General features: G+C 74.9%; 20 protein-coding genes. 13 read left to right on the forward strand and 7 right to left on the reverse strand.

Annotated features, from left to right (window positions below; translation table 11 throughout):
* Positions 1-79 precede the first annotated feature (79 nt).
* A complete protein-coding gene (locus PAI11_RS16825; RefSeq protein WP_007576980.1) occupies positions 80-463 on the forward strand; it encodes a hypothetical protein in 384 nt (127 codons plus the stop codon).
* Here PAI11_RS16825 and PAI11_RS16830 read toward each other — a convergent pair.
* The gene (locus tag PAI11_RS16830; RefSeq protein ID WP_007576982.1) at positions 460-1,152 is read right to left on the reverse strand and encodes an SDR family oxidoreductase; all 693 of its coding nucleotides are present in this window, start codon (positions 1,150-1,152) and stop codon (positions 460-462) included. The two genes, PAI11_RS16825 and PAI11_RS16830, sit on opposite strands and share 4 nt — an antisense overlap.
* 486 nt (positions 1,153-1,638) lie before the next feature.
* On the opposite strand from PAI11_RS16830, the gene PAI11_RS24640 reads away from it, so the two are divergent.
* From PAI11_RS24640 to proB, 3 genes are all read left to right on the forward strand, one after another.
* Positions 1,639-2,610 (forward strand): type IV toxin-antitoxin system AbiEi family antitoxin domain-containing protein, encoded by a 972-nt coding sequence (locus PAI11_RS24640; protein WP_007576984.1) that lies wholly within the window; start codon positions 1,639-1,641, stop codon positions 2,608-2,610.
* Positions 2,611-2,976: 366 nt separating this feature from the next.
* Complete coding sequence (gene obgE, locus PAI11_RS16840; protein ID WP_007576986.1) at positions 2,977-4,347, forward strand: GTPase ObgE; 1,371 nt, start codon at positions 2,977-2,979, stop codon at positions 4,345-4,347.
* Positions 4,348-4,533: 186 nt separating this feature from the next.
* Positions 4,534-5,628 carry a glutamate 5-kinase gene (gene proB, locus PAI11_RS16845; RefSeq protein WP_007576988.1) on the forward strand — a complete coding sequence of 365 codons (1,095 nt, stop codon included), beginning with the start codon at positions 4,534-4,536 and terminating at the stop codon, positions 5,626-5,628.
* A gap of 16 nt (positions 5,629-5,644) precedes the next feature.
* Here the strand turns inward: proB and PAI11_RS16850 are convergent, their stop codons facing one another.
* A complete protein-coding gene (locus PAI11_RS16850; protein WP_007576989.1) occupies positions 5,645-6,316 on the reverse strand; it encodes a response regulator in 672 nt (223 codons plus the stop codon).
* Between the two features lie 53 nt (positions 6,317-6,369).
* Complete coding sequence (locus tag PAI11_RS16855; protein WP_138974380.1) at positions 6,370-7,560, reverse strand: sensor histidine kinase; 1,191 nt, start codon at positions 7,558-7,560, stop codon at positions 6,370-6,372.
* A 333-nt stretch (positions 7,561-7,893) separates the two neighbouring features.
* Here PAI11_RS16855 and PAI11_RS16860 point away from each other — a divergent pair, with 333 nt between their 5' ends.
* A complete protein-coding gene (locus tag PAI11_RS16860) occupies positions 7,894-8,802 on the forward strand; it encodes an ABC transporter ATP-binding protein (protein ID WP_040600730.1) in 909 nt (302 codons plus the stop codon).
* Positions 8,799-9,620 (forward strand): ABC transporter permease subunit, encoded by an 822-nt coding sequence (locus PAI11_RS16865; RefSeq protein WP_007576995.1) that lies wholly within the window; start codon positions 8,799-8,801, stop codon positions 9,618-9,620. Before PAI11_RS16860 ends, PAI11_RS16865 begins: the two co-directional genes overlap by 4 nt.
* Before the next feature lie 70 nt (positions 9,621-9,690).
* Here the strand turns inward: PAI11_RS16865 and PAI11_RS16870 are convergent, their stop codons facing one another.
* The gene (locus PAI11_RS16870) at positions 9,691-10,236 is read right to left on the reverse strand and encodes a CAP domain-containing protein (RefSeq protein WP_007576997.1); all 546 of its coding nucleotides are present in this window, start codon (positions 10,234-10,236) and stop codon (positions 9,691-9,693) included.
* A 131-nt stretch (positions 10,237-10,367) separates the two neighbouring features.
* Here PAI11_RS16870 and PAI11_RS16875 point away from each other — a divergent pair, with 131 nt between their 5' ends.
* From PAI11_RS16875 to PAI11_RS16895, 5 genes are all read left to right on the forward strand, one after another.
* Positions 10,368-11,645, forward strand: a complete 1,278-nt coding sequence (locus PAI11_RS16875; protein WP_007576999.1) for a glutamate-5-semialdehyde dehydrogenase — start codon at positions 10,368-10,370, stop codon at positions 11,643-11,645.
* Positions 11,646-11,661: 16 nt separating this feature from the next.
* Positions 11,662-12,279: a nicotinate (nicotinamide) nucleotide adenylyltransferase gene (gene nadD / locus PAI11_RS16880; protein WP_007577000.1), complete on the forward strand. Its 618-nt coding sequence runs from the start codon at positions 11,662-11,664 to the stop codon at positions 12,277-12,279.
* 25 nt (positions 12,280-12,304) lie between these two features.
* Positions 12,305-12,763, forward strand: a complete 459-nt coding sequence (gene rsfS / locus PAI11_RS16885; protein ID WP_007577003.1) for a ribosome silencing factor — start codon at positions 12,305-12,307, stop codon at positions 12,761-12,763.
* Positions 12,764-12,839: 76 nt separating this feature from the next.
* Entirely contained in the window at positions 12,840-13,952 is a 1,113-nt protein-coding gene (locus PAI11_RS16890) for a hypothetical protein (RefSeq protein ID WP_040600705.1), read from the forward strand.
* 113 nt (positions 13,953-14,065) lie between these two features.
* Positions 14,066-14,758 (forward strand): enoyl-CoA hydratase/isomerase family protein, encoded by a 693-nt coding sequence (locus PAI11_RS16895; protein WP_040600706.1) that lies wholly within the window; start codon positions 14,066-14,068, stop codon positions 14,756-14,758.
* A gap of 9 nt (positions 14,759-14,767) precedes the next feature.
* Here the strand turns inward: PAI11_RS16895 and PAI11_RS27410 are convergent, their stop codons facing one another.
* The 3 genes from PAI11_RS27410 to hrpA all read right to left on the reverse strand — a co-directional run bounded on the left by PAI11_RS27410 (position 14,768) and on the right by hrpA (position 19,759).
* A complete protein-coding gene (locus tag PAI11_RS27410; RefSeq protein WP_170320745.1) occupies positions 14,768-14,938 on the reverse strand; it encodes a hypothetical protein in 171 nt (56 codons plus the stop codon).
* 122 nt (positions 14,939-15,060) lie between these two features.
* Positions 15,061-15,456: a universal stress protein gene (locus PAI11_RS16900; protein ID WP_007577010.1), complete on the reverse strand. Its 396-nt coding sequence runs from the start codon at positions 15,454-15,456 to the stop codon at positions 15,061-15,063.
* Positions 15,457-15,553: 97 nt separating this feature from the next.
* Positions 15,554-19,759, reverse strand: coding sequence for an ATP-dependent RNA helicase HrpA (gene hrpA / locus PAI11_RS16905; RefSeq protein ID WP_007577013.1), 4,206 nt, complete (start codon positions 19,757-19,759; stop codon positions 15,554-15,556).
* A gap of 124 nt (positions 19,760-19,883) precedes the next feature.
* Here hrpA and PAI11_RS16910 point away from each other — a divergent pair, with 124 nt between their 5' ends.
* Together PAI11_RS16910 and PAI11_RS16915 are read left to right on the forward strand one after the other, a co-directional pair.
* Entirely contained in the window at positions 19,884-20,693 is an 810-nt protein-coding gene (locus PAI11_RS16910) for a hypothetical protein (protein ID WP_007577014.1), read from the forward strand.
* 42 nt (positions 20,694-20,735) lie between these two features.
* Positions 20,736-21,653 (forward strand): MYG1 family protein, encoded by a 918-nt coding sequence (locus tag PAI11_RS16915; RefSeq protein ID WP_007577016.1) that lies wholly within the window; start codon positions 20,736-20,738, stop codon positions 21,651-21,653.
* Positions 21,654-21,663: the final 10 nt, after the last annotated feature.

The following is a 21,663-nucleotide window of genomic DNA, read 5'->3' on the forward strand; positions in this document are numbered from 1 at the left end:
ACGGGCACGGACGACGGCGACCGGCGTGTCGCCGCGGCCGTGCTCTCGCCGCCGGCGGACGCCACGTAGGGTGCCGGGCATGCCTCGTCTGAACCCCGCCAACGTCTCGCGCCTGATCGGCGTCGGCCGGATCGCCGTCGGCGCCGCTCTGCTGGCGGTCCCCGGCCGCGTCGGGCGCCCGTGGCTCGGCGAGGCCGGAGCGACGCCGGCGGCGCAGGTCGCGCTGCGCGGCCTGGGGATCCGCGACGCGCTGATCGGGATGGCCCAGATCCACACCGCCGGAGACCCCGACCGCGGCTACCGCTGGGCGCGGACGAGCGCCGTCGCCGACGTCGTCGACCTGGTCGCGACGCTGGCGGCGGCGCGGTCGCTGCCCGCGACCGGCGTCGCGGCGACGAGCACCGTGGCGGGCGCCGCGGCCGTGGTCGGCCTGGCCACGAGCCGGGCGATGCAGGCCGCCTAGCCGTCCTGGGCGGTCGGCCGCAGCAGGATCTCGTTGACGTCGACCCGGGGCGGCTGGCCGAGCGCCCACAGGACCGCGCCGGCGACGTCCTCGGGGTGCAGGGCCTCGATCGACGGCGCGCTGTCGAAGAACGGGGTGTCGACCATCCCGGGCGCGATCAGCGTGACCCGGGCGCCGGTCCCGTTGAGCTCCTGGCGCAGCGACTCGGCCATCGCGCCGACCGCGAACTTGGTCGACGAGTAGAGGCTGCCGGGAAGCGCCCGCCGGCCGGCGACCGAGCCGGTCAGCAGGACGTGGCCGCGGGAGGCCGTGATCGCCGGCAGGGTCGCCCGGATCGTCAGCGCGGCACCGTAGACGTTGGTCAGCACCATCGAGCGCCACTGCTCCGGGCTCTCCTCGAGGAATCCGCGGCGGGCCCCGAAGCCGGCGTTGGCGAAGACCGCGTCGAGCCGCCCGAACCGCTCCCGCGTCCGCTCGACCGCCGCCTCGAGCTGATCCCACTCGGTGACGTCGGCCGGCACCACCAGCACCCGCTCGCCGCCGTCGAGCTGCGCCGCCAGCTCGTCGAGCTTGGCCGCCGAGCGGGCGCTGAGCGCCACGCTCCAGCCCGCCCCGAGCGCCGCCCGGGCCGTGGCCGCGCCGATCCCGGAGGAGGCGCCGGTGATGAACAGGACCCGCTCGTCGGCCATGTGGCGAGTGTCGCACGGCGATCGGGCCACGTCGGCCGGCCGAGCGCGGGCCTCTGCAGCCTGGTCACCAGGACGTGTCGCGCCGCGGTCGGGCGGCGCGGAGCTGGTGGCGGGTGGCGTTGGGTGGTCGGGGGCGTCGGCGGTAGGCCGTCGGCGAGACCCGGTGGCGGGCGGCGTTGGGCGGCGTTGGGTGGCGCGGTGGCCGGTGGCGGTTGAGGCGGAGCAGGTCGGGCGGCGGGTGGACGGGTCGTTCTTTGTGCCGAGAACGTGCAGGCCCGCGGCGGGCGCGTGCCGATCGCGTGTCGATCGGGGCGGTCGCGGCGAGACGGCGGGGTGAGCGGGAGATCCTTCGCGGATGCGCTGCGAAAGCCGTCTGCGGAACGAGCACCAGACGCCAGGGGTCCGCCGCGGGGGGACCTGTGGCGCCTCGTGCCCGTTGGACGCGGACGACGCGCCACAGCTTGGCGAGATCGGGGGCTCTGGCGGATGATGCCGGTCGTCCAGGCCGGTCCCCGCGCCGGGGCGCCGCCCGCCGGTCTCGAGGGCGACCACGCGGTGGCGTGGTTCGCCGAGCGGCAGCACGGCGTCGTCGCCCGCCCGCAGCTGCTTGCCTGCGGCATCACCCGGGCTGGGATCGACCACCGGTCGCGGGCCGGGCGCCTTCACCGGGTGCACCGGGGCGTCTACGCGGTCGGCCACGGGCTCCTGACCTTCGAAAGATCTGCCATGGCCGGGGTGCTCGCGATGTCGCCGGACGCGCTGATCAGCCACCTCACCGCGGCGCGCTTGTGGGCGATCCTGCCAGCGGGGACCCACGTGCCCGACTCCGGCGAGCCGATCGACGTGACCGTCGTCGGTCGCAATCCCGGTTGCCACCCGGGCATCCGCCGGCACCGCAGCGCCGTCCTGGGGCCACGCGACCTCCGCTGGATCGGCCCGATTCCGGTCACCTCGCCGGTCCGGACCGTGCTCGACGTCGCCGCCGCCGGACAGATCTCGTTCGTCGAACGGATGCTGGCCGAGGCGCTGCGGGCTCGGTTGACCTCCGAAGCCGAGGTCCGCAGGACCCTCGCAGGCTCGCCGGGCCACGCGGGCCTGCGAACGCTCGGCCGGGTGCTCCGGATCGGGCCCGCCTTCGATCGCTCGGTCGCCGAGCGGCTGCTGGTCGAGTTGCTCCGTCGCGCCGGGATCCCACGTCCGCGGACCAATGCTCGCGCCGCCGACTTCGAGGTCGACGCGCTCTGGCCCGACCTGCGGGTCGTCGTGGAGTTCGACAGCTTCACGTTCCACGGCGACCGGATCGCCTTCCGCCGGGACCGCCGCAAGCTCGCGCGGCTCCAAGCCGCTGGCTATCGGGTGGTGCCGGTCCTCTGGGAGGACCTGCGCGATGCGCCTGCGGCCGTGGTCGCCAACATCGCCACGGTGCTCGCGGTCGCGCGCGAAGGGCTCCGCCGGTGACGCGACGGGCATGCCGGCACGGCGCATGAGCGGTTGGGCACCGCGACGCTGCGGGTCCGTCGGCGCGCGCTTCGCGCGGGCACCAGCCTGCACGACACGCCAGGGCCCGCAGCGGGCGCCGACTATGGCGTCCAATGCCCGCTGACCGTGCATGACGCGCCAGGGCCACCGTTCGACGCAGGCCCTGGCGTCTCGTGCTCGCCACCCGCCGCCGCGTGCCCGCTGTCCGCCGCGCGCCCACTGCCCGCCGCGCGCCCACTGCCCGCCGCTGCGCCACGCCCGCCGGCCCGCCGCACGCGCCGCCCAACCCGCCGCACCGGACTGCACCGGGCCGCCCCGTGCCCGGCGGCCTGCGACCATCAGCGGGTGCTCTCCGACAGCGCGCACATCTTCGTCCAGGGCGGTCACGGCGGTGACGGGTGCATGTCGTTCCGTCGCGAGGCGCACGTGCCCAAGGGTGGTCCCGACGGGGGCGACGGGGGCCGCGGGGGCAACGTCGACGTGATCTGCGACGACTCGCTGCGGGACCTGCAGTCGTTCTCGCGGCGGGTCCACTTCAAGGCGCCGCGCGGCCGCCACGGCGAGGGCGCGCTGAAGAAGGGCCACGACGGCGAGGACCTGGTGATCAAGGTGCCGCCCGGCACGCAGGTCACCGCGCTCGACGGCGCCGTCCACGACCTGATCGTCCCCGGCCAGCACGTGCGGGTCGCCCGCGGCGGCTCCGGCGGACGCGGCAACGCGCGCTTCGCGTCGCCGATCCGGCAGAGCCCGCGCTTCCGCGAGCACGGGCTCGAGGGCGAGGAGGGCTGGATCGACCTGCGGCTGAAGCTGCTGGCCGACGTCGGCCTGATCGGCCTGCCCAACGCGGGCAAGTCGTCGCTGCTGTCGCGGATCACCCGCGCCACGCCGAAGGTCGCCGACTACCCCTTCACCACGCTGGAGCCGGTCCTCGGCACGATCCAGGGCGAGCAGCGGCAGCTGATCCTGGCCGACATCCCGGGCCTGATCGAGGGCGCCAGCGAGGGCAAGGGCCTGGGCCACGAGTTCCTGGCCCACGTCGAGCGCTGCCGGCTGCTCGTCCACGTGCTCGACCTGCAGCCGCTCGACGGCAGCGACCCGGCCGTCAACCACGCCGCGATCGAGGCCGAGATCGCCGCCTACGACGAGCGCCTGGCCGCGCTGCCGCGGATCCTGGTGCTGAGCAAGTCCGACCTGGTCTCCCCGGAGGCCGCCGAGGCCGCCGTCGCCGCCTGGGACGAGCGCCTGAATGGGCCCCGCGGGCCGCAGGGCCAGCGCCTGGGCGCCGACGGCCAGCCGCTCGAGCCGTGGGAGGCCGCCGAGGCCGCCGAGGTCCCGGTCCTGGTCACCTCCAGCGCCACCGGCGGCGGCCTCGACGAGCTGCGGGCGCTGCTGCTGCGAACCGTCCCGGTGCGACCGGCCGACGACGCCCTCGCCCTCGACGCGACGATCGAGTCGATGGCCGAGCACCGGGTCTACCGGCCCAGCGCCGAGCGCGACTGGCGGATCGCCAGGGCCCCCGCCGGCTTCGCGGTCACCGGCCCCGGCGTCGAGCGGCTGCTCAAGCGCCACGACCTCGAGAACGAGGAGGCGCTGGAGTACCTGGAGTCGCGGCTGCGCAAGATGGGCGTGATCGAGGCGCTGCGCGAGGCGGGCTTCGAGGCCGGCGACGAGGTCGACATCGCCGGCGTCGCGTTCGAGCTCGACCCGGAGCTGTAGCGCCCGGGCCCCGGGCTGGCGATCTCGCTGGCCGTCGACTGAGCGGGCGGGCAGGGTCGTGACGTTCCGGTCGCCGGCCGACCGGTTCGCCACGGCGACTCGCCCGGCTCGAACCCCGAGCAGCCCGGCGCGCCGGGGTGAGCGGGCCGCTCGTCCCGGCGTCCGGCGCACTACCCTGGACCGCCGATGTCCCTGACGGTCGTCAAGCTCGGATCGAGCATCATCGCCGACGACGGCGGCGCGCTGCGACGCGACGGCCTCGCCGCGCACTGCGCCACGCTCGCCGCCCGCCACGCCCGCGGCGAGCGGTTCGTGCTCGTCTCCAGCGGCGCGATCGCGCGCGGCGTCGAGGCGCTGAAGCTGCCGGCCCGCCCGACGGCGATCGACGCGCTGCAGGCGGCCAGCGCGGTCGGCCAGGGGCGGCTGTTCCGGGCCTGGGACGACCTGCTCGACGGCGAGGGCCTGGTCGCGGCCCAGGTGCTGCTGACGCTCCACGACCTCGGCGAGCGCGAGGCGTTCGTCAACGCCCGCCGGACGCTGCTGCGGCTGGTCGAGTACGGCGCCGTGCCGGTGATCAACGAGAACGACACCACCACCACCGACGAGATCAGCTTCGGCGACAACGACCTGCTGGCCGCGCAGGTGGCGATGCTGCTGAACGCCGACCGGCTGGTGCTGCTGACGTCGACCGACGGGCTCTTCACCGCCGACCCGCGGCGCGACCCGGCCGCCGAGCTGGTGACCGAGGTCGTCGACGTCGAGGAGGCGCTGGCCACCCACGACATCGGCTCGACCACCTCGTCGCTGGGGACCGGCGGGATGCGCAGCAAGGCGCTGGCGGCCGAGATGGCGGCCGCGGCCGGGATCCCGACGGTGGTCGCCAACGGGCTCCGGCCCGAGGCGCTGCGGCGGCTGCTCGACGGCGAGGCCGAGGGGACCGCGTTCGCCGCCGGCGAGGCCCGCTGGTCGAGCTTCAAGCTGTGGCTGCGCTACGCCAAGCCGGCCCGCGGCACGATCGAGGTCGATCGCGGCGCGCTGCGGGCCCTGACCGCCGGCGGCACGTCGCTGCTGCCGGTCGGCGTGACCGGGGTCGGCGGCGACTTCCGGGCCGGCGACGCCGTCGACATCCGCTGCGGGGACGAGCTGATCGGCAAGGGGATCAGCGGCTACCCCGCCGGCGCCCTGCGGCGGGTGATGGGCCAGCGGACCGAGCGCGTCCGCGAGACGCTGCCGGGCGCGCCGGAGGAGGCGGTCCACCGCGACCGCCTGGTGCTCGTCTGAGGCCGGGACGTTCGCCCTAGGTCAGCCCGGCGTCGTGCGCCAGCAGCGCGACCTGGACGCGGTTGTTGAGGTCGAGCTTCTGCAGGACCTTCGAGACGTGGGCCTTGACCGTCGCCACGCTCATGTACAGCTCGGCTCCGATCTCGGCGTTCGACTTGCCCTGCCCGAGGGCGACGGCGACCTCGAGCTCGCGCTCCGTCAGCTCGGCCAGCAGCGTCTTGGCCCGGCCGCGGCGATCCTCGACCTCGGGATCGGCGACGTGCTCGATCAGCTTGCGGGTGACGGTCGGGGAGAGCATCGCCTCGCCGGCCGCGACCAGCTCGATCGCACGCACGATCTCGGCCGGCGGCGTGTCCTTGAGCAGGAAGCCGCCGGCGCCGACCCGCAGCGCGCGGACGACCTGGTCGTCGGCGTCGAAGGTGGTCAGCACGATCACCTCGGGCGCGCCGGCGGGAGTGTCCTTGCGCGACCGCAGCCGCTCGGTCGCCGTCAGGCCGTCGACCCGCGGCATCCGGATGTCCATCAGCACCACGTCGGGGCGGTGGGCGTCGACGGCGGCGGGGACCTCGGCGCCGTCGCTGGCCTCGCCGACGACGCGCACGGTGGTGGTGCCCTCGAGCATCATCGCCAGCGCCGAGCGCACCAAGGGGTCGTCGTCGACGAGCAGGACGCGGATCGGGGTGCTCAAGGCTGCCTCGGGTCGGATCGGTCGGAGGTCGGAGGTCGGAGTCGGGCGCGGCGTCAGCGCGGCCACGGCAGCCAGGCTCGCAGACGGAAGCCCCCGTCGGCGGTCGGCCCGTGGTCCAGTCGCCCGCCGGCCAGCGCGGTCCGCTCGCCGAGCCCGATGATGCCGGTGCCGGACCCGGGGATCTCGCCCGCGACGGCGGGCCGCGACGCCCCGTCGAGGACGCCGACCGGCGTCGGGTTGCGGATCTCGATCGTGACCCCGACGGCCGGCGCGCCGGAGACGACGACGTCGACGACCGCCCCGGGCGCGTGCTTGCGGGCGTTCGTCAGCCCCTCCTGGACGACGCGGTAGGCGTTGCGGCCGACGCTGGTCGGCAGCGCGTCCGGCTGCTCGATCGCCAGCTGCTCGCGGATCCGCATGCCCGCGGCCCGCGACTCCTCCAGCAGCGCCGGGACGTCGTCGAGCGTCGGCTGCGGGCGGGTCGTCGACGTCGCCTCGCTGGCGCCGGCCTCGTCGCTGCCGCGCAGCACCCCGATCACCTCGCGCAGGTCCTCGAGCGCCTGGTGGGCGCTGGAGCGGATCACGCCGGCGGCGCGGGCGACCTCCTCCGGCGGCGCGTCGGGCCGGAACTCGAGCGCGCCGGCGTGCATGCTCAGCAGCGAGATCCGGTGGGCGAGCACGTCGTGCATCTCGCGGGCGATCCGCGCCCGCTCGTGATCGCGCGCCTGGGAGACCTGCAGCTGCTGCTCGTTCTCGGCCCGGCGAGCGCGGTCGCGCAGCGACAGGATCAGGTGCCGGCGGCCGCGGACCGCGGTCCCCCAGCCGACGATCGCCGCGACGATCACGGCCACCAGCAGGAGCTGCCAGATCAGGGCCATGTCGTCGTCCGGATGGACCGCGGTGTAGACGGAGGCGCTCACCACGTTGAGCGCGATCACCGGCAGCACGACCCTCGCCGGCCGGTGGACGGCGACCGTGAACAGCGCGACCGCCGCGGCACCGGCCGAGAACGCGATCGCGCTGCTGAGGACGCCGAGGACGATCGCGATCTGGACGGGCCAGCGGCGGCGCCACCAGAGGGCGATGCAGGTCAGCGCCCCGACGACCAGGTCGATCACCGCCAGCGTCTCCTGCCCCGGCCCGTCGGGGAAGGCGTCGGCGTAGGTCAGGACGCCGACGAGGATCGCGAGCAGGAACGCGACGCCGTCGACGATCCAGTCGCGGGTCAGGCGCTTGACCGGCATGCCGGGCGGCAGCAGCTCGCGCTCCGCGATCGCGACCGCGAGCGGCACCTGGCCGTCCTCCCGGTCCCCGGCCGGCGACGGCGAGGCTGCGGGATCGCTGGTGGCAGGGGCGGCCATCGTCCCCCAGGGTACGGCGGCGCCGCGGGGCCGGCCAGCGACCAAGGTCGAGCGCCGTGCGACGGAAGTCGGGGGGCGGGCTCGCCAGGAGACGCCCTTCCGCCGCGTGGCGGCCCGGCCCCGGCCCATCCGGCGGTCGGCGGGAGACCAAGGGCGGGGGTCGCGATCGACCGCCGGCCGATGTCGCCGGGCTCCGGCGCCGTCACCTTGGATGGCGTGATCAACGTCGAGAACCTCAGCAAGCGCTACGGCGTGCACGCTGCCGTCAGCGACGTCTCGTTCCGCTGCGAGCCCGGCACCGTGACCGGATTCCTCGGGCCGAACGGGGCGGGCAAGTCCACCACCATGCGGATGATCTGCGGCCTCACGCCGCCGTCGTCGGGCACGTCGACCGTCGTCGGCGTGCCGTACCGCGACCTTCCCAACCCCGGTCGCGAGATCGGCGTCCTGCTGGACGCCTCGGCGCAGCACGCCGGACGCACCGGCCGCGAGGTCCTCGGGCTCGCCGCCCAGGTCCTCGGCGTCCCGCCGGTCCGCGTCCAGGAGATGCTCGAGCACGTCGGGCTCTCGGGCGCCGCCGCCCGCCGGCGGGTCGGCGACTACTCGCTCGGCATGCGCCAGCGGCTGGGCCTGGCCCACGCGCTGATCGGCGACCCGCGGGTCCTGATCCTCGACGAGCCGGCCAACGGGCTCGACCCCGAGGGGATCTTCTGGATGCGCGGCGTCCTGCGCGACTTCGCCGATCGCGGCGGCACGGTCCTGCTCTCCTCGCACCTGCTGCGCGAGGTCGAGGCGGTCGCCGACCGGCTGGTCGTGATCTCCGGCGGCAAGATCGTCGCCGACGGGACCAAGGACGAGCTGCTGTCCAACGCGGGGATCCTCGTCCGCGCCACCGACCGGACCGCCCTGCTGCGGGCCCTGGCCGAGGCCGGCCTGCCCTCGACGACGACCACCGACGGCGCCCAGCTGGTCGAGGGCGACGCCGAGGAGATCGGTCGCGCCGCCCTCACGGCCGGCGTGGTCCTGACCGAGCTGCGGCCGGCCGAGACCGCCGGCCTCGAGGAGATGTTCCTCTCGCTGACCGCCGGCGAGCACGGCGCCAACGCCCAGGAGGTGGCTGCATGAGCACCACGGCCCACACCGAGCTGATCCGCGGCGCCGCCGAGGGCGGCCCGGCCGACTCCGCCGGACCCCGCGAGCGCTTCACCGCCCCGTCGCTCGCCCGCCTGACCAAGGTCGAGCTGCGCAAGGCCGCCGACACCCGCGCCGGCCGCTGGCTGCTGATCTCCGCCGTCCTGATCGCCGCGGTGGTCGCGGTCGCCCGGGCCCTGAGCGGCGACGTCGCCGACCGCACGTTCGCCGGCAGCCTCGAGCTGACGATGCTGCCGCTGGGCATCCTGCTGCCGGTGATCGGGATCCTGCTCGTCACCAGCGAGTGGTCCCAGCGGACGGCGCTGACCACGTTCTCGCTTGTGCCCCACCGCGACCGCGTGGCGGGCTCGAAGATCCTCGCCGCGCTCGTGCTCGGCCTCGCCGCCGCCGTGATCAGCGTCGCGATGGCGGCTGTCGGCAACATCGTCGGGATCGTCGCCACCGAGGCCGACGGCAGCTGGTCGATGTCGGCGAGCACGCTCGGCCAGGCCCTCCTGGGTCAGGAGCTGAACCTGCTGATGGGCGTCGGCTTCGGGTTGCTGCTGATGAGCCCGGCACTGGCGATCGTCGTCTTCTTCGCCCTGCCGACGGTCTTCACGATCCTCGGCTCGATGATCTCCTCGCTCGAGAAGACGTTCGAGTGGATCGACCCCAACAGCGCCTTCGACCCGCTGACCGACGGCAGCATGCACGGCGACGACTGGGCGAAGCTGCTGGTCTGCTCGCTGCTCTGGGTCGGGCTGCCGCTGGCCGCCGGCCTCTGGCGGCTGATGCGGCGCGAGGTCAAGTAGCGCGCCCGTCCCGCGCCCCGGAGCGCCCGCGCCCGGATCGAGATGCTCGGTCCGGGCGCGACGCGTGGGCTCAGCGGCGGACGCCGAACTGCTGCACGAAGGTCGCCCGCGGGCGACCGCTCGCGTGCCCGGGAGTCCCGGCGACGACGGCCAGGCCGGTGTCGCGGAAGCGCGGGTCGAGGATGTTCCTGCGGTGCTCGGAGGAGGCCATCCAGCCGGCGACGACGCGCCGCGGCGTCGATCGCCGACCGGTCGCCCAGGCGAGGTTCTCGGCCGCCCGCCACGATCGCCCGCGCCTGGGGTAGCCGCCGGCTCGCAGCCGCTCGACGAAGGTCGACCCGCCGGGCGTGGTGTGCGAGAAGAAGCCCTGGCGGACCATTTGGTGGGCGTAGTCGCGCGACAGCCGCTGCAGCGTCGATTGCACGTGCAGCGGTCGCAGCCCGGCCGCGGCGCGCTGCTCGCCGATCAGGCAGAGCGTGGCGGCGCGGACCTCGCGCAGCTGCGAGGCGGCCGCCGGCGTGTCGGCGCCGGGGCAGCCGGCGGCGCCGGCGGCAGGGGCCAGCAGCAGCAGCGCGGCGGTGACGGCGACAGCGCCGATCGAGGCGGTTCTGGGCATCGCGAGCGGGCCGGAGAAGGGGGAGCCGGCCGTTCCGCGGCGGATTGTCGCTGGTCGTCGCCAATCGCGCGACCCCCGATCGGCGAACGGCGGGGCGCTGGGCGCGGTCGACGGGCGGGTACCCTTGGTCGATGGCCACTCCGACCGAGGTCCGCACCGTCACCGACGTGGCCCGGCAGGCACGCGCCGCCGGCCGCCGCCTGGCCGCCGTCGACACGCGCACGAAGGACGCGGCGCTGCACGCGATCGCCGACGCGCTGCAGGCACGGGCGCCGGAGATCCTCGAGGCCAACCGCCGCGACCTCGACAACGGTCGCGAGAGCGGGCTCAGCAGCGCCCTGATGGACCGGCTGGCGCTCGACGACGCGCGCCTGGCGAAGATCGCCGACGCCGTCCGCGACGTGATCGCGCTGCGCGATCCGGTCGGCGAGACGATCGAGGGCTACCGCCTGCCCAACGGCCTCGACGTGGCCCGCCAGCGGATCCCGCTCGGGGTCGTGGCGGTCGTCTACGAGGCGCGCCCGAACGTCACGATCGACGCCGCGGCGCTGGCGATCAAGAGCGGCAACGCGATCGTGCTCCGCGGCTCCTCGAGCGCGCTGCACTCCAACGCGGTCCTCGCCCAGGTCGCCGCCGAGGCGGCCGAGAGCGCCGGCCTGCCCGAGCACAGCATCCAGATCGTCGGCGGCGGCGGCCGCGAGGAGCTGGCCGAGCTGGCGACCCAGGACCGCTACATCGACCTGATCGTGCCGCGCGGCGGCGAGGGCCTGAAGGCGGCCCTGAAGGGCGTCGCGACGGTGCCCGTGATCTTCGCCGCGGCCGGCGTCGGGCACGTCTACGTCGACGCCTCGGCCGACCTCGACCAGGCCGTCGAGATCGCCCAGAACAGCAAGGTCCAGCGGCCGAGCGCCTGCAACGCGGCCGAGACGCTGCTCGTCCACCGCGACGCGGCCGCGGCGTTCCTGCCCCGGATCGCCCGCCGGCTGGCCGACGACCAGGTCGAGCTGCGCGCCGACGAGGCCGCGCGGCCGCTGGTCGAGGGCCAGGGCACGCCGGTCGTCGCCGCCACCGAGCAGGACTGGGACACGGAGCACCTGGCGCTGATCCTGGGCGTGCGGGTCGTCGACGACGTCCACGCCGCGATCGACCACATCGAGACCCACGGCTCCGGCCACAGCGACGCGATCGTCGCCCGCGACGCCGGCGCCATCCGGGCCTTCGAGCGCGGCGTCGGCTCGGCCGCGGTCTACGTCAACGCGTCGACCCGCTTCACCGACGGCGGCGAGTTCGGGATGGGGGCGGAGATCGGCATCTCGACCCAGAAGCTGCACGCCCGCGGGCCGATCGGCCTGCGCGAGCTGACGACCTACCGCTACCTCGTGCGCGGCGACGGCCACGTCCGCTCCTGAGCGGCAGGAGCGCGCGGTGCGGATCGGGCTGCTCGGCGGCACCTTCAACCCGCCCCACCTCGGCCACCTGGTGCTGGCCGAGTGCGCGCGCGACGCGCTCGGCCTGGACCGGGTGCTGCTGGTGCTGGCCCCGCGGCCGCCGCACAAGGTCGTCGACGGCGACCCGGGGCCGGAGGAGCGGCTGGCGCTCTGCCACGCGGCGGTCGCCGGCGAGGAGCAGCGGCTCGAGGTCTGCGACGTCGAGCTGCACCGCGCGGGCCCGTCCTACACCGCCGACACGCTCGCCGAGCTGCGGGCGCTGCGGCCCGACGACGAGTTCGTGCTGCTGCTCGGGGGCGACGCCGCGGCCGGCCTCGGATCGTGGCACCGGCCCCACGACGTGCTGGCGTTCGCGGCGATCGGGGTCGCGGAGCGCGGCGACGACGATCACGAGCGGGCCCGCGCGGCGCTGCGGGAACTCGGCGCCGAGGAGCGGCTGCTGCCGTTCGCGATGCCCGCGATGGCCCTCTCCTCGACCCTGATCCGCGCCCGCGTGCGGGCGGGCAGGACCATCCACCACCTGGTTCCCGGCGGGGTCGAGCAGCGCATCGTCGCCCGGGGGCTCTACCGTGTGCCCCAGGGCCGCGCCGCGTAGCAGGGCGGGGCGGGCCGACTTCCTCATGAGCAAGCGCACCTACATCTCCGCCGACGCGGGTCCCGAGACGTCCGACGACGTCCTGCCGCCCGACCCCGAGCTGGAGGGGCTGGTCGGCCGGATCGCCGAGCTGGCCTCGGAGCGCAAGGCCCAGGATCCGGTCGCCGTCGACCTGCGCGGCGCGTCGGCCTACACCGACGCGTTCGTGATCCTGACCGGCAACACCGATCGCCAGGTCAAGGCGATCCACGACGCGATCCACGAGGGCCTCAAGCACGACGGCGAGCGGCGGCTGCCGCGGCGCGTCGAGGGGGTCCAGGAGGCGCGCTGGATCCTGCTCGACTACGGCGACGTGGTCGTCCACGTCTTCGTTCCCGAGACCCGCGACTTCTACCGCCTGGAGTCGCTCTGGGGCGATCGCCCGCGGTTCGACATCGCGCACCACTTCGGCCCGCCGGAGCCCGCGTCCGGCGACGAGGGCTGAGACCCCCCGAACGATCGTCCAGCGCCCGTCGCCGCGGGTGGCGTGAGCGCGGACCGCTTCCCGTACCCTTTCGCGGGTGCCTACGTCCCATCCGGTCGGGCCGCGCCAGACGGCTGCGCGCCCGCGAACGCTCACGCTGCTGCTGCTCCTGCTGACCGCCGCGACCCCCGCCCTCGCGCTTCCCGCCGGCGCCTCGGCGATGGCCAAGGGCCTCGCCGACGAGGTCACCGCGCGCGGTGACGACCCGACGCTCCGCGGCGAGTTCTTCAAGGTCGCCAAGGACGCGAACGTCACCTTCGCCCGCACCTTCATCCACTGGGACGGCAAGCACGCCTTCCCGTTCCCGCACGAGGTCGCCTCGATCCGCCGGATGGCGACCGAGGGCGCCGCGGCCGGGATCGACACCCTCTTCGTCAGCTTCAACGGCGAGCTGGGGACGCTCTACAAGACCGACGCCCGCAAGGTCAGCCTGAAGCGCTACCGGACCCTGGTGCGCAAGTCGGTGACGGCGCTGAAGGGCCTGCCGGTCAAGCTCGTCTGGTCGCCGTGGAACGAGTCGAACTACCAGACCCAGCTGCCGAAGAAGCACGGCCCCGAGATCTGGCGCAAGATGCAGAACATCGCCTACGACGAGGTCAAGAAGCAGACCCCGAAGGCGCTGGTCGTCGCCGGCGAGCTGGCCCCCTACGCCCGCAGCACCAAGAAGTCGTCGAACCCCGGACCGTTCCTGCGCGAGGCCCTGGGCCTGGACAAGAGCTGGAAGCCGCGCAAGGGCACCCGGACCAAGGACTACGCCGTCAAGGCCGACGCCTTCACGATCCACTCCTACGACTACAAGAACAACCCGGCCAAGCGCCTGCGCAGCAACGACATGTGGACGATCCGCAACCTGTCGACGCAGCGCACGCTGCTGCGGCGGGCGGCGAAGACGAAGCGGATCCCCGGCTCGGCGGTCAAGCGGCTCTACATCACCGAGTTCGCCTACATCTTCAAGACCAGCAGCCAGACGATCCCGGACACCACCGCCGCCAGCTGGCTGCAGAGCGCCTGGAACATCGCGGCCAAGAACGGCATCCGCGGGCTGCTCTGGTTCAACGTCCGCGACCCGCAGGCGATCTTCTTCTCCGGGCTCAAGGACGAGGCGGGCAACGACCGCGCGGTCCTGCCGGTCTTCACCAACCTGAAGTAGCGCGGCACCGGGGCGCGCGGCCGCTCGCCGCGCGCCCTCGCGGTCCCGGGTCGCCGGGGTCGATGTGGGACGATCGCCGCCTCGCGGCGCCCACCACGACCTCCCCGGATCCCATGACTGCATCGACTCCCTCCCTCCGTCGCGACGGCGACGTGCGCGTCCTCGACCTCGGCGACGGCGAGAACCGCTTCAACCCCGACTGGCTCGGCGCCGTCGGCGCGCTGCTGGACGAGGTCGAGGCGGCCCCGGCCCCGCGGGCCCTGGTCACGACCGGCAGCGGCAAGATCTGGTCCAACGGGCTCGACCTCGACTGGATGGGCGCCAACCCCGACGCGATCCCCGGGTTCGTCGATCAGGTCCACGACCTGCTCGCGCGGGTGCTGGTGCTCGGCGTCCCGACGGTCGCCGCGATCCAGGGCCACGCCTTCGCCGGCGGCGCGATGCTGGCGATCGCCCACGACCACCGGATCATGCGCGCCGACCGCGGCTTCATCTGCCTGCCCGAGGTCGACATCCGGATCCCGTTCTCGCCGGGGATGACCGAGCTGCTGGTCGCGCGGCTGCCGGTCTGGACGAGCAACGAGGCGCTGACCACCGGACGTCGCTACGGCGGGACCGACGCCGCGGCCGCGCGGGTCGTCGACGAGGCGGTGGCCGAGGACGAGCTGCTGCCGCGGGCGATCGAGCGCGCCGCCGGGCTGGCGGGCAAGGACCCGGCGACGCTGGCCGCGATCAAGCAGCGGCTCTACGCGCGGGCGGCGACGGCGCTGCGCGACCGCGACGCCAACCAGCTGCGCCAGGGCTGAGCCGGGCGCTCAGCCGGCGAGCGGCGCCGTCGTCGGCGGCGAGCCGCTCGCGCGCTCGCTGCCGGCGCAGGCGCGAGCGCCCGATCGTGCACGGCGGCGCTGGGCGAGCGCGTCAGCGGCGAGCAGCGAAGCGACGAGCGCCGATTCCGAGGTGGTGGGGGCGAGGGAGGAGCGAAGCATGCATCGATGGTCGCAACCGCCGGCCCGCCTGTCGCTGGCCCGCTGTCCAAGCCGGCCGCGGCGGCCGTCGCCCGCCCGTCGGACGCCGTGCGGGCGCCCCGCTCGCGCGGCGCCGGGCCGGATCAGGTCGTGTGGACGATCAGGACCGACGCGCCCGCGTGGTGCGAGATCTTGTCGGGGACCGATCCGAGCAGGAAGCGCTTGGTGCCGGTCATGCCCTTGTTGCCGACCACGATCAGGTCGCCGCCGACGCGATCGGCGAGGGCGATGATGACCTCGGCCGGATCGCCGGGCTGCGCGTGGGTGCGGACGTCGGAGATCCCGCCCTCGCGGACGACGGCCTCGGCGTCGCGCAGGAGCGTGTCGATCGCGTCACCGGCGGACGGCGTGGCCTGCGGGTCGTGGGCGGTGACGATCTCGACCGACGATCCTCCCGCGGCGGCGAGCCGGACCGCGTGACGCAGCGCCACCAGGGCGGTCTCGGATCCGTCGGTCCCCACCACGATCTTCTTGAACACCGCTCACGACTCCCTTCGCCGACGACCACCACGGCCATCGTGCGCTCCGGCGCGATCATAGAGCGGTCGGAGGCGGCCGGCCGGGGCGGGCCGGCCGTCAGGCGCCGGGACGAGGGAGCTCGTCGAGCGCCCGCCGGATCCGCTTGGCGGAGACCGGTCCGCCGCGCCCGCCCGCGAAGCCCTGGGCGAAGTGCGTCAGCCGCAGCTCCTCGATCATCCACGGGATCTCCGCCAGCGCCGGCGGGCGCGGCGTCCCGGCCGGCCACGACTCGACCCGCTCGCGGTAGGCCCGCTCGAGCTCGTGGATCGCGCTCATCCGGTCGCGATCCTGGGCGACGGTGTCGGGCAGCCGCTCCAGCCGGCGGGCGGCGCCCTGGACGTAGCGCAGGACGTCGGGCAGCCGCCGCGGGCCGCTGTCGGTCACGAAACCCGGCCGGACCAGCCGCCGCAGCTGGGCTTCGACGTCGCGCAGGGCGGGACCGAACGCGGCCTCGGTCGCCGGCTGCAGGGAGAGGTCCTCGAGCCGCCGGCGGACGTCGCGCTCGGCGTCGACGATCAGCACCACCTGCTGGAGGACCTTCGGCGCGGCGCCGGGCAGGCGGGCGGCGACGTCGGCTCGCAGCGCGGCGAACGCCGCCGCGTCCCAGACCGGCCCGCCCGCGAACCGCAGCAGCCCGTCGACCGTTCCCACCACGACGTCCTCGAGCAGCGCGTCGACGCTGCCGTGCGGGGCGGTCGCGAGGATCAGCTGGGTGCGGGCGTCGAGGCCCTTGGGCAGCTGGCGGGCCGGCGACGGGACGGTCAGCAGCAGCAGCCGGCGGGTGCCCCGCCACATCGCCTCGGCCTGCGCCGCGGGCGTGTCGAGGACCCGGACCCCGACGCTGTCGCCCTCGTCGACCAGCGTCGGGTAGGCGCGGATCGTGTCGCCGGTCCCGGGCAGCGCGATCGACCGCGGCAGCGCGCCGATCGTCCAGTCGCGGAGCCCGTGGCGCTCGATCGACGGCGTCGCCGCGGCCAGCGCGGCGCGCAGCTTCGGCTGGACCTGGGCGCGCAGCTGCGCCAGGTCGTGGCCCTCGGCGATCAGCGCCGGCGGGTCCTGCTCGTCGTCCTCGACCCGGAAGCTCATCCGCAGGTGCCCGGGCAGCTTGCCGACGTCGAGCATCGCCGGGCGGACCTGGGTGGGGGGGTGCCAGGGTCCGGCGTTCAGCTCGCGCGCCAGCGCGACCGGCAGCGGGGCGCTGCGGGGGGTCATCCGCTGGAGGATCCGCTCGACCGTCTCGGGGATCGGGACCAGCTCGCGCCGGACCTCCTTCGGCAGCAGCCGCAGCAGGGTGGTGACCAGCTCGCGCCGGAAGCCGGGGACCAGCCACTCGAAGCCGATCGGCTGCAGCTGGGGGAGCACCTTCAGCGGGACGTGGGCGGTGACGCCGTCGTGCTCGCTGCCCGGCTCGAAGCGGTAGCTGAGGCGGAGCGTGATGTCGCCCTGCTTCCAGGCGGTCGGGCGCAGCCGGGCGTCGGTCAGGTCGCCCTCGGGCTGGGCCTGCTCGTGGATCAGCAGCTCGCGGGGGTAGACGAGCAGGTCGGGCCGGCGCTCGCGCTCGTCGCGCCACCAGCGATCGAACTCGACGCCGCCGACGACCGCGGGCGGGACCCGCTGGTCGAAGAAGTCGAACAGGACCTCGTCCTCGACCAGCAGGTCGCGCCGGCGGGCCCGCTCCTCGATCGCCTCGACCTCGGCGATCCGGCGCGCGTTCTCGGCCAGGATCTCGGCCCCGCCGGCGCGGCCGCCGTCCCAGTCGCCCTCGACCAGCGCCGAGCGCAGGAAGATCTCGCGGGACACCGCGGGATCGAGGCGCCCGTACTGGACGGTGCGCCCCGCCACCACCGGCAGGCCGTAGAGGATCGCCCGCTCGGTCGCGACCACCGAGCCGCGCTTGCGGTCCCAGCGCGGCTCGGCGTAGGTGCGCTTGATCAGGTGCTCGGCCAGCGGCTCGATCCAGCCCGGCTCGATCCGGGCGGCGGTGCGGCCGAACAGCCGCGAGGTCTCGACCAGCTCCGACACCATCACCCAGGCGGGCGGCCGCTTCGCCAGCGCCGATCCGGGGAACAGCTGGAAGCGGGCGTTGCGCGCGCCGATGAACTCCGGCCGCGGCGGTCGCCCCTTCGGCGGCTTGGGGCGGCCCTTGCCGGCCGGCTCCTTGACGTCCTTCAGGCCGATGTGCGACAGCAGGCCCGAGAGCAGCGCGACGTGGATCCGCTCGGCGTCGGCGGCCGCGATCCGGTCCTCGGGGTCGCCCTCGCCGAGCCGCTCCTCGGCCCGGGCGTCGCGGGGCACGGTGATCCCGACCTGCTTGGCGGCTTGGCGCAGCTGGGCGACGAGGTCCTGCCACTCGCGGATCCGCAGGTAGTGCAGGTACTCGTTCTTGGTCCGCTTGCGGAACTGGTTGCCCGACAGCGCCCGCTGCTGCTCGCGCAGGTACCGCCACAGGTGCAGGTAGGCCAGGAAGTCCGAGCGCGGGTCCTTGAAGCGCGCATGGGCCTGGTCGGCCGATCCCTGCTCCTCCTGGGGGCGCTCGCGCGGGTCCTGGATCGAGAGCGCGGCCGCGATCACGATCACCTCGTCGGTGCAGCCCAGGCGGTCGGCCTCGAGCACCATCCGCGCCATCCGCGGGTCGACCGGCAGCCCGGCCAGCTTGCGGCCGATCGGGGTCAGGCGCGAGCCGCGTCGGGTCGCGGCTCCGGCGGCGTCGGCCCGCTCCTCGCCGTCGACCGCCAGCGCGCCCAGCTCCTCCAGCAGCAGCACGCCGTCGCGGATCTGACGGCCGTCGGGCGGCTCCAGGAACGGGAAGTCCTCGATCGCGCCGAGCTCGAGCGCGGCCATCTGCAGGATCACCGAGGCCAGGTTGGTGCGCAGGATCTCGGGGTCGGTGAACTCGTCGCGACCCTCGAAGTCCTCCTCCGAGTAGAGCCGGATGCAGACGCCGTCGGAGGTCCGCCCGCAGCGACCCTTGCGCTGGTTCGCCGACGCCTGCGAGATCCGCTCGATCGGCAGCCGCTGGACCTTCAGCCGCGAGCTGTAGCGGCTGATCCGGGCCGTTCCCGGGTCGATCACGTACTTGATGCCCGGGACCGTCAGCGAGGTCTCGGCGACGTTGGTCGCCAGCACGACCCGGCGGCCGCCGCCGCGGTCGCGGCGGAAGACCCGCTGCTGCTCGGACGCCGCCAGCCGCGCGTACAGCGGCAGGATCTCGATCGACTGCCGGGCGCCGCGGAAGCGCCCGGAGAGCGCCTCGGCGGTGTCGCGGATCTCGCGCTCGCCGGAGAGGAAGACCAGGATGTCGCCGTCGCCTCCGCCGGCGTCCCGCGCGTGGTCGGACAGCAGCTCCTCGACCGCGTCGCCGATCGCGTCGGCCTGGTCGCGATCGGCGCCCGTCCGCCCCGCGGCTCGCGGCCCGGGGCGACCGGCCGGCCGCCGGCGGTCCTGGTCGTCGGGGTCGTCGCTGTCGGCGTCGAGGTCCTCGATCGGCCGGTAGCGGACCTCGACCGGGAAGGTGCGGCCGGAGACCTCGACGATCGGGGCGTCGTCGAAGTGGGCGCTGAAGCGCTCGGGGTCGATCGTCGCCGAGGTGATGACGACCTTCAGCTCGGGCCGCCGCGGCAGGATCTGCTTGACGCAGCCGAGCAGGAAGTCGATGTTCAGCGACCGCTCGTGGGCCTCGTCGATGATGATCGTGTCGTAGCGGCGCAGCAGCCGGTCGCGCTGGATCTCGGCCAGCAGCAGGCCGTCGGTCATCAGGCGCACGAGCGTGTTCTCGCCGGCCCGGTCGTTGAACCGCACCGAGTAGCCGACCGCCTCGCCGAGCGGCACCGACAGCTCGTCGGCGATCCGCTCGGCGACCGTCCGGGCGGCGATCCGACGCGGCTGCGTGTGGGCGATCGTGCCGCGGACGCCGCGCCCCAGCTCGAGGCAGATCTTCGGCAGCTGGGTGGTCTTGCCGGATCCGGTCTCGCCGGCGACGACCACCACCTGGTGGTCGCGGATCGCCGCCAGCAGGTCCTCGCGGCGGGCGCTGACCGGCAGCTGCTCGGGGTAGGAGACGGCGGGCACGACGGCCCGGCGGCCGGCGATCCGCGCCTCCGCCCGCTCGATCTCGGGCAGCAGCTTGGCCAGCTCGCGAGCGCGGGCCTCGTCGTCCTTCGTGTGACGCAGGCGATCGACCCGGCGGGCCAGCCGGTGCTCGTCGCGCAGGGTCAGGGTCCCCAGCCGCTCGCGCAGGTCGGGGGTGGTGGCGCCGTCCGGCATCGCGACCGCCAACGCTACGGGTCGCGGCCGGGCGGCCGTCGCCTCGCTGGAGCGGGGGCCGCGGGGTTCGGGCCCGTGGTTCCACCGATGCCGGTCGCGACGGCCGTGCCTATCGTTGGCGACGATGCGCAGTTCACGGCTTCTCCTCGGCCTCTCCACGACCGTCGTCGCCGGGCTGCTGGTAGCGCCGGCGACCGCGCCGGCGGTCTACTACCCGGGGCTTCGCTACTACAAGGCGACCCTCGACCTGGCCGGGCGGATCGTGATCTCGCGCCACGTCGACTCGACGCGCGAGTGCACGCCGGGCCGCGCCTACACCCAGGTCAGCACGGTCGACGTCGAGATGGGCCGGGCGCGCCCGATCCAGGTGACGATCTCGCCGCGCGTCATCGGGACGACCACGGCGCGGACGAACGGGCTCGGAGAGGCGAAGACCGACGTCGCGATCGAGGACTTCAAGACCACCAGCGGCTGCGCGCCGAACCCGCCCGCCACCCCGCAGGAGCCGGGGCCGTGCGGCAGCGTCGAGGGCGACATCTCGGCGGCGCTCGTCGGCTCCTACAAGGACGGCAAGACGCCGGTCTACGTGCAGATCTACCGCCGCAACGGCAACCAGCTGCGGTTCAGCGACGGCTGCGAGCCGATGGAGGCGGGCGCGCTCGACAGCAAGAACCGGCCGCTTCCCGGCGTCGGCCTGACCCAGATGCCGGTGCCGGGCACCGGGATGATCGCCCCGCTCGGCATCACCGCCACGACGCTGCGCAAGCTCGGCCGCGGCGACGCGGTCGCGCGCAAGATCAGCTTCTCCGGGCCCTGCGAGAACGTCGACGTGCAGACGGCGCGGGCCCGCACGGTCGGCCCCGACGGGCAGCTGATGCGCAACTGGTGCAAGGTCAAGGGCTCGCTCTGGGTGCGGTTGAAGCGCACCTCCTGAGCGCGGCTCCCGCCCGGCGCGGTCGCTACCGTGCCAGGCCGCATGTCGCTCGACGCCCCGCCCACCGCCCCGCCGCTGCGTGTCGGCACCCACTCGGGGTCGTTCCACGCCGACGAGGTCTTCGCGATCGCGGCCCTCGGGCTCGCGCGCGGGCCGCTCGACGTCGTCCGGACCCGCGACCGCGAGCAGCTGGCGGCGTGCGCGCTGCGGATCGACGTCGGCCGCGGCTACGACCCCGCGACCGGCGACTTCGACCACCACCAGGGCGGCGTCGGCGAGCGCGCCAACGGGATCCGCTTCGCGTCGTTCGGGCTGATCTGGCGCGAGGTCGGCGAGCAGCTGACCGGCAGCGCCGAGGTCGCCGCCGAGGTCGACGCGCTGCTGGTGGCGCCGATCGACGCCGGCGACAACGGCCAAGAGCTGTACGACCCGAAGATCGACGGGGTCGCACCGTACGCGGTCAGCGGCCTGATCGCCGCGCTCAACCCGCCCTGGGACGCCGACGGCGGCGCCGCGGCGGAGCGGGCGGCCTTCGACGCGGCGATCGCGATCGCCGAGCAGGCGCTGAAGGGCGAGATCGCCCGCGCGACCGCGCGGGCGCGGGCGGCCGACATCGTGCGGCAGGCGCTGGAGCGCCGCGGCGACCCGCGGCTGCTGGAGCTGGACCGCGGCCTGCCGTGGCGCGACGTCGTGATCGGCGAGGCGCCCGAGGTGCTGTTCGTCGTCTACCCGCGGACCGGCGACTGGGGCCTGCAGGCCGTGCCGGCCGCGGCCCACGGGTTCGCCAACCGCAAGTCGCTGCCGGAGCCCTGGGCCGGCCTCGAGGGCGAGCCGTTGCAGCAGGTCACCGGCGTCGCCGACGCGGTCTTCTGCCACGTCGCGCGGTTCATGGCCGTCGCCGGCAGCCACGACGGCGTGCTCGAGCTGGCGCGCCAGGCGCTGGCGGCGCCGGACGCCTGAGCGGCGCGCC

The organism is Patulibacter medicamentivorans (genome assembly GCF_000240225.1).
GTDB classification, from domain to species: domain Bacteria; phylum Actinomycetota; class Thermoleophilia; order Solirubrobacterales; family Solirubrobacteraceae; genus Patulibacter; species Patulibacter medicamentivorans.

Excerpts from the sequence above, each read along its gene's own strand:
- PAI11_RS16865 (WP_007576995.1), top strand. The coding sequence starts at position 8,799 with ATGAGCACCACGGCCCACACCGAGCTGATCCGCGGCGCCGCCGAGGGC.
- PAI11_RS16915 (WP_007577016.1), top strand. The coding sequence starts at position 20,736 with ATGTCGCTCGACGCCCCGCCCACCGCCCCGCCGCTGCGTGTCGGCACC.
- rsfS (WP_007577003.1), top strand. The coding sequence starts at position 12,305 with ATGAGCAAGCGCACCTACATCTCCGCCGACGCGGGTCCCGAGACGTCC.
- PAI11_RS24640 (WP_007576984.1), top strand. The coding sequence starts at position 1,639 with ATGATGCCGGTCGTCCAGGCCGGTCCCCGCGCCGGGGCGCCGCCCGCC.
- PAI11_RS16875 (WP_007576999.1), top strand. The coding sequence starts at position 10,368 with ATGGCCACTCCGACCGAGGTCCGCACCGTCACCGACGTGGCCCGGCAG.
- PAI11_RS16825 (WP_007576980.1), top strand. The coding sequence starts at position 80 with ATGCCTCGTCTGAACCCCGCCAACGTCTCGCGCCTGATCGGCGTCGGC.
- PAI11_RS16855 (WP_138974380.1), bottom strand. The coding sequence starts at position 7,560 with ATGCCGGTCAAGCGCCTGACCCGCGACTGGATCGTCGACGGCGTCGCG.
- PAI11_RS16910 (WP_007577014.1), top strand. The coding sequence starts at position 19,884 with ATGCGCAGTTCACGGCTTCTCCTCGGCCTCTCCACGACCGTCGTCGCC.
- PAI11_RS16895 (WP_040600706.1), top strand. The coding sequence starts at position 14,066 with ATGACTGCATCGACTCCCTCCCTCCGTCGCGACGGCGACGTGCGCGTC.
- PAI11_RS16830 (WP_007576982.1), bottom strand. The coding sequence starts at position 1,152 with ATGGCCGACGAGCGGGTCCTGTTCATCACCGGCGCCTCCTCCGGGATC.
- PAI11_RS27410 (WP_170320745.1), bottom strand. The coding sequence starts at position 14,938 with ATGCTTCGCTCCTCCCTCGCCCCCACCACCTCGGAATCGGCGCTCGTC.
- proB (WP_007576988.1), top strand. The coding sequence starts at position 4,534 with ATGTCCCTGACGGTCGTCAAGCTCGGATCGAGCATCATCGCCGACGAC.
- hrpA (WP_007577013.1), bottom strand. The coding sequence starts at position 19,759 with ATGCCGGACGGCGCCACCACCCCCGACCTGCGCGAGCGGCTGGGGACC.
- PAI11_RS16870 (WP_007576997.1), bottom strand. The coding sequence starts at position 10,236 with ATGCCCAGAACCGCCTCGATCGGCGCTGTCGCCGTCACCGCCGCGCTG.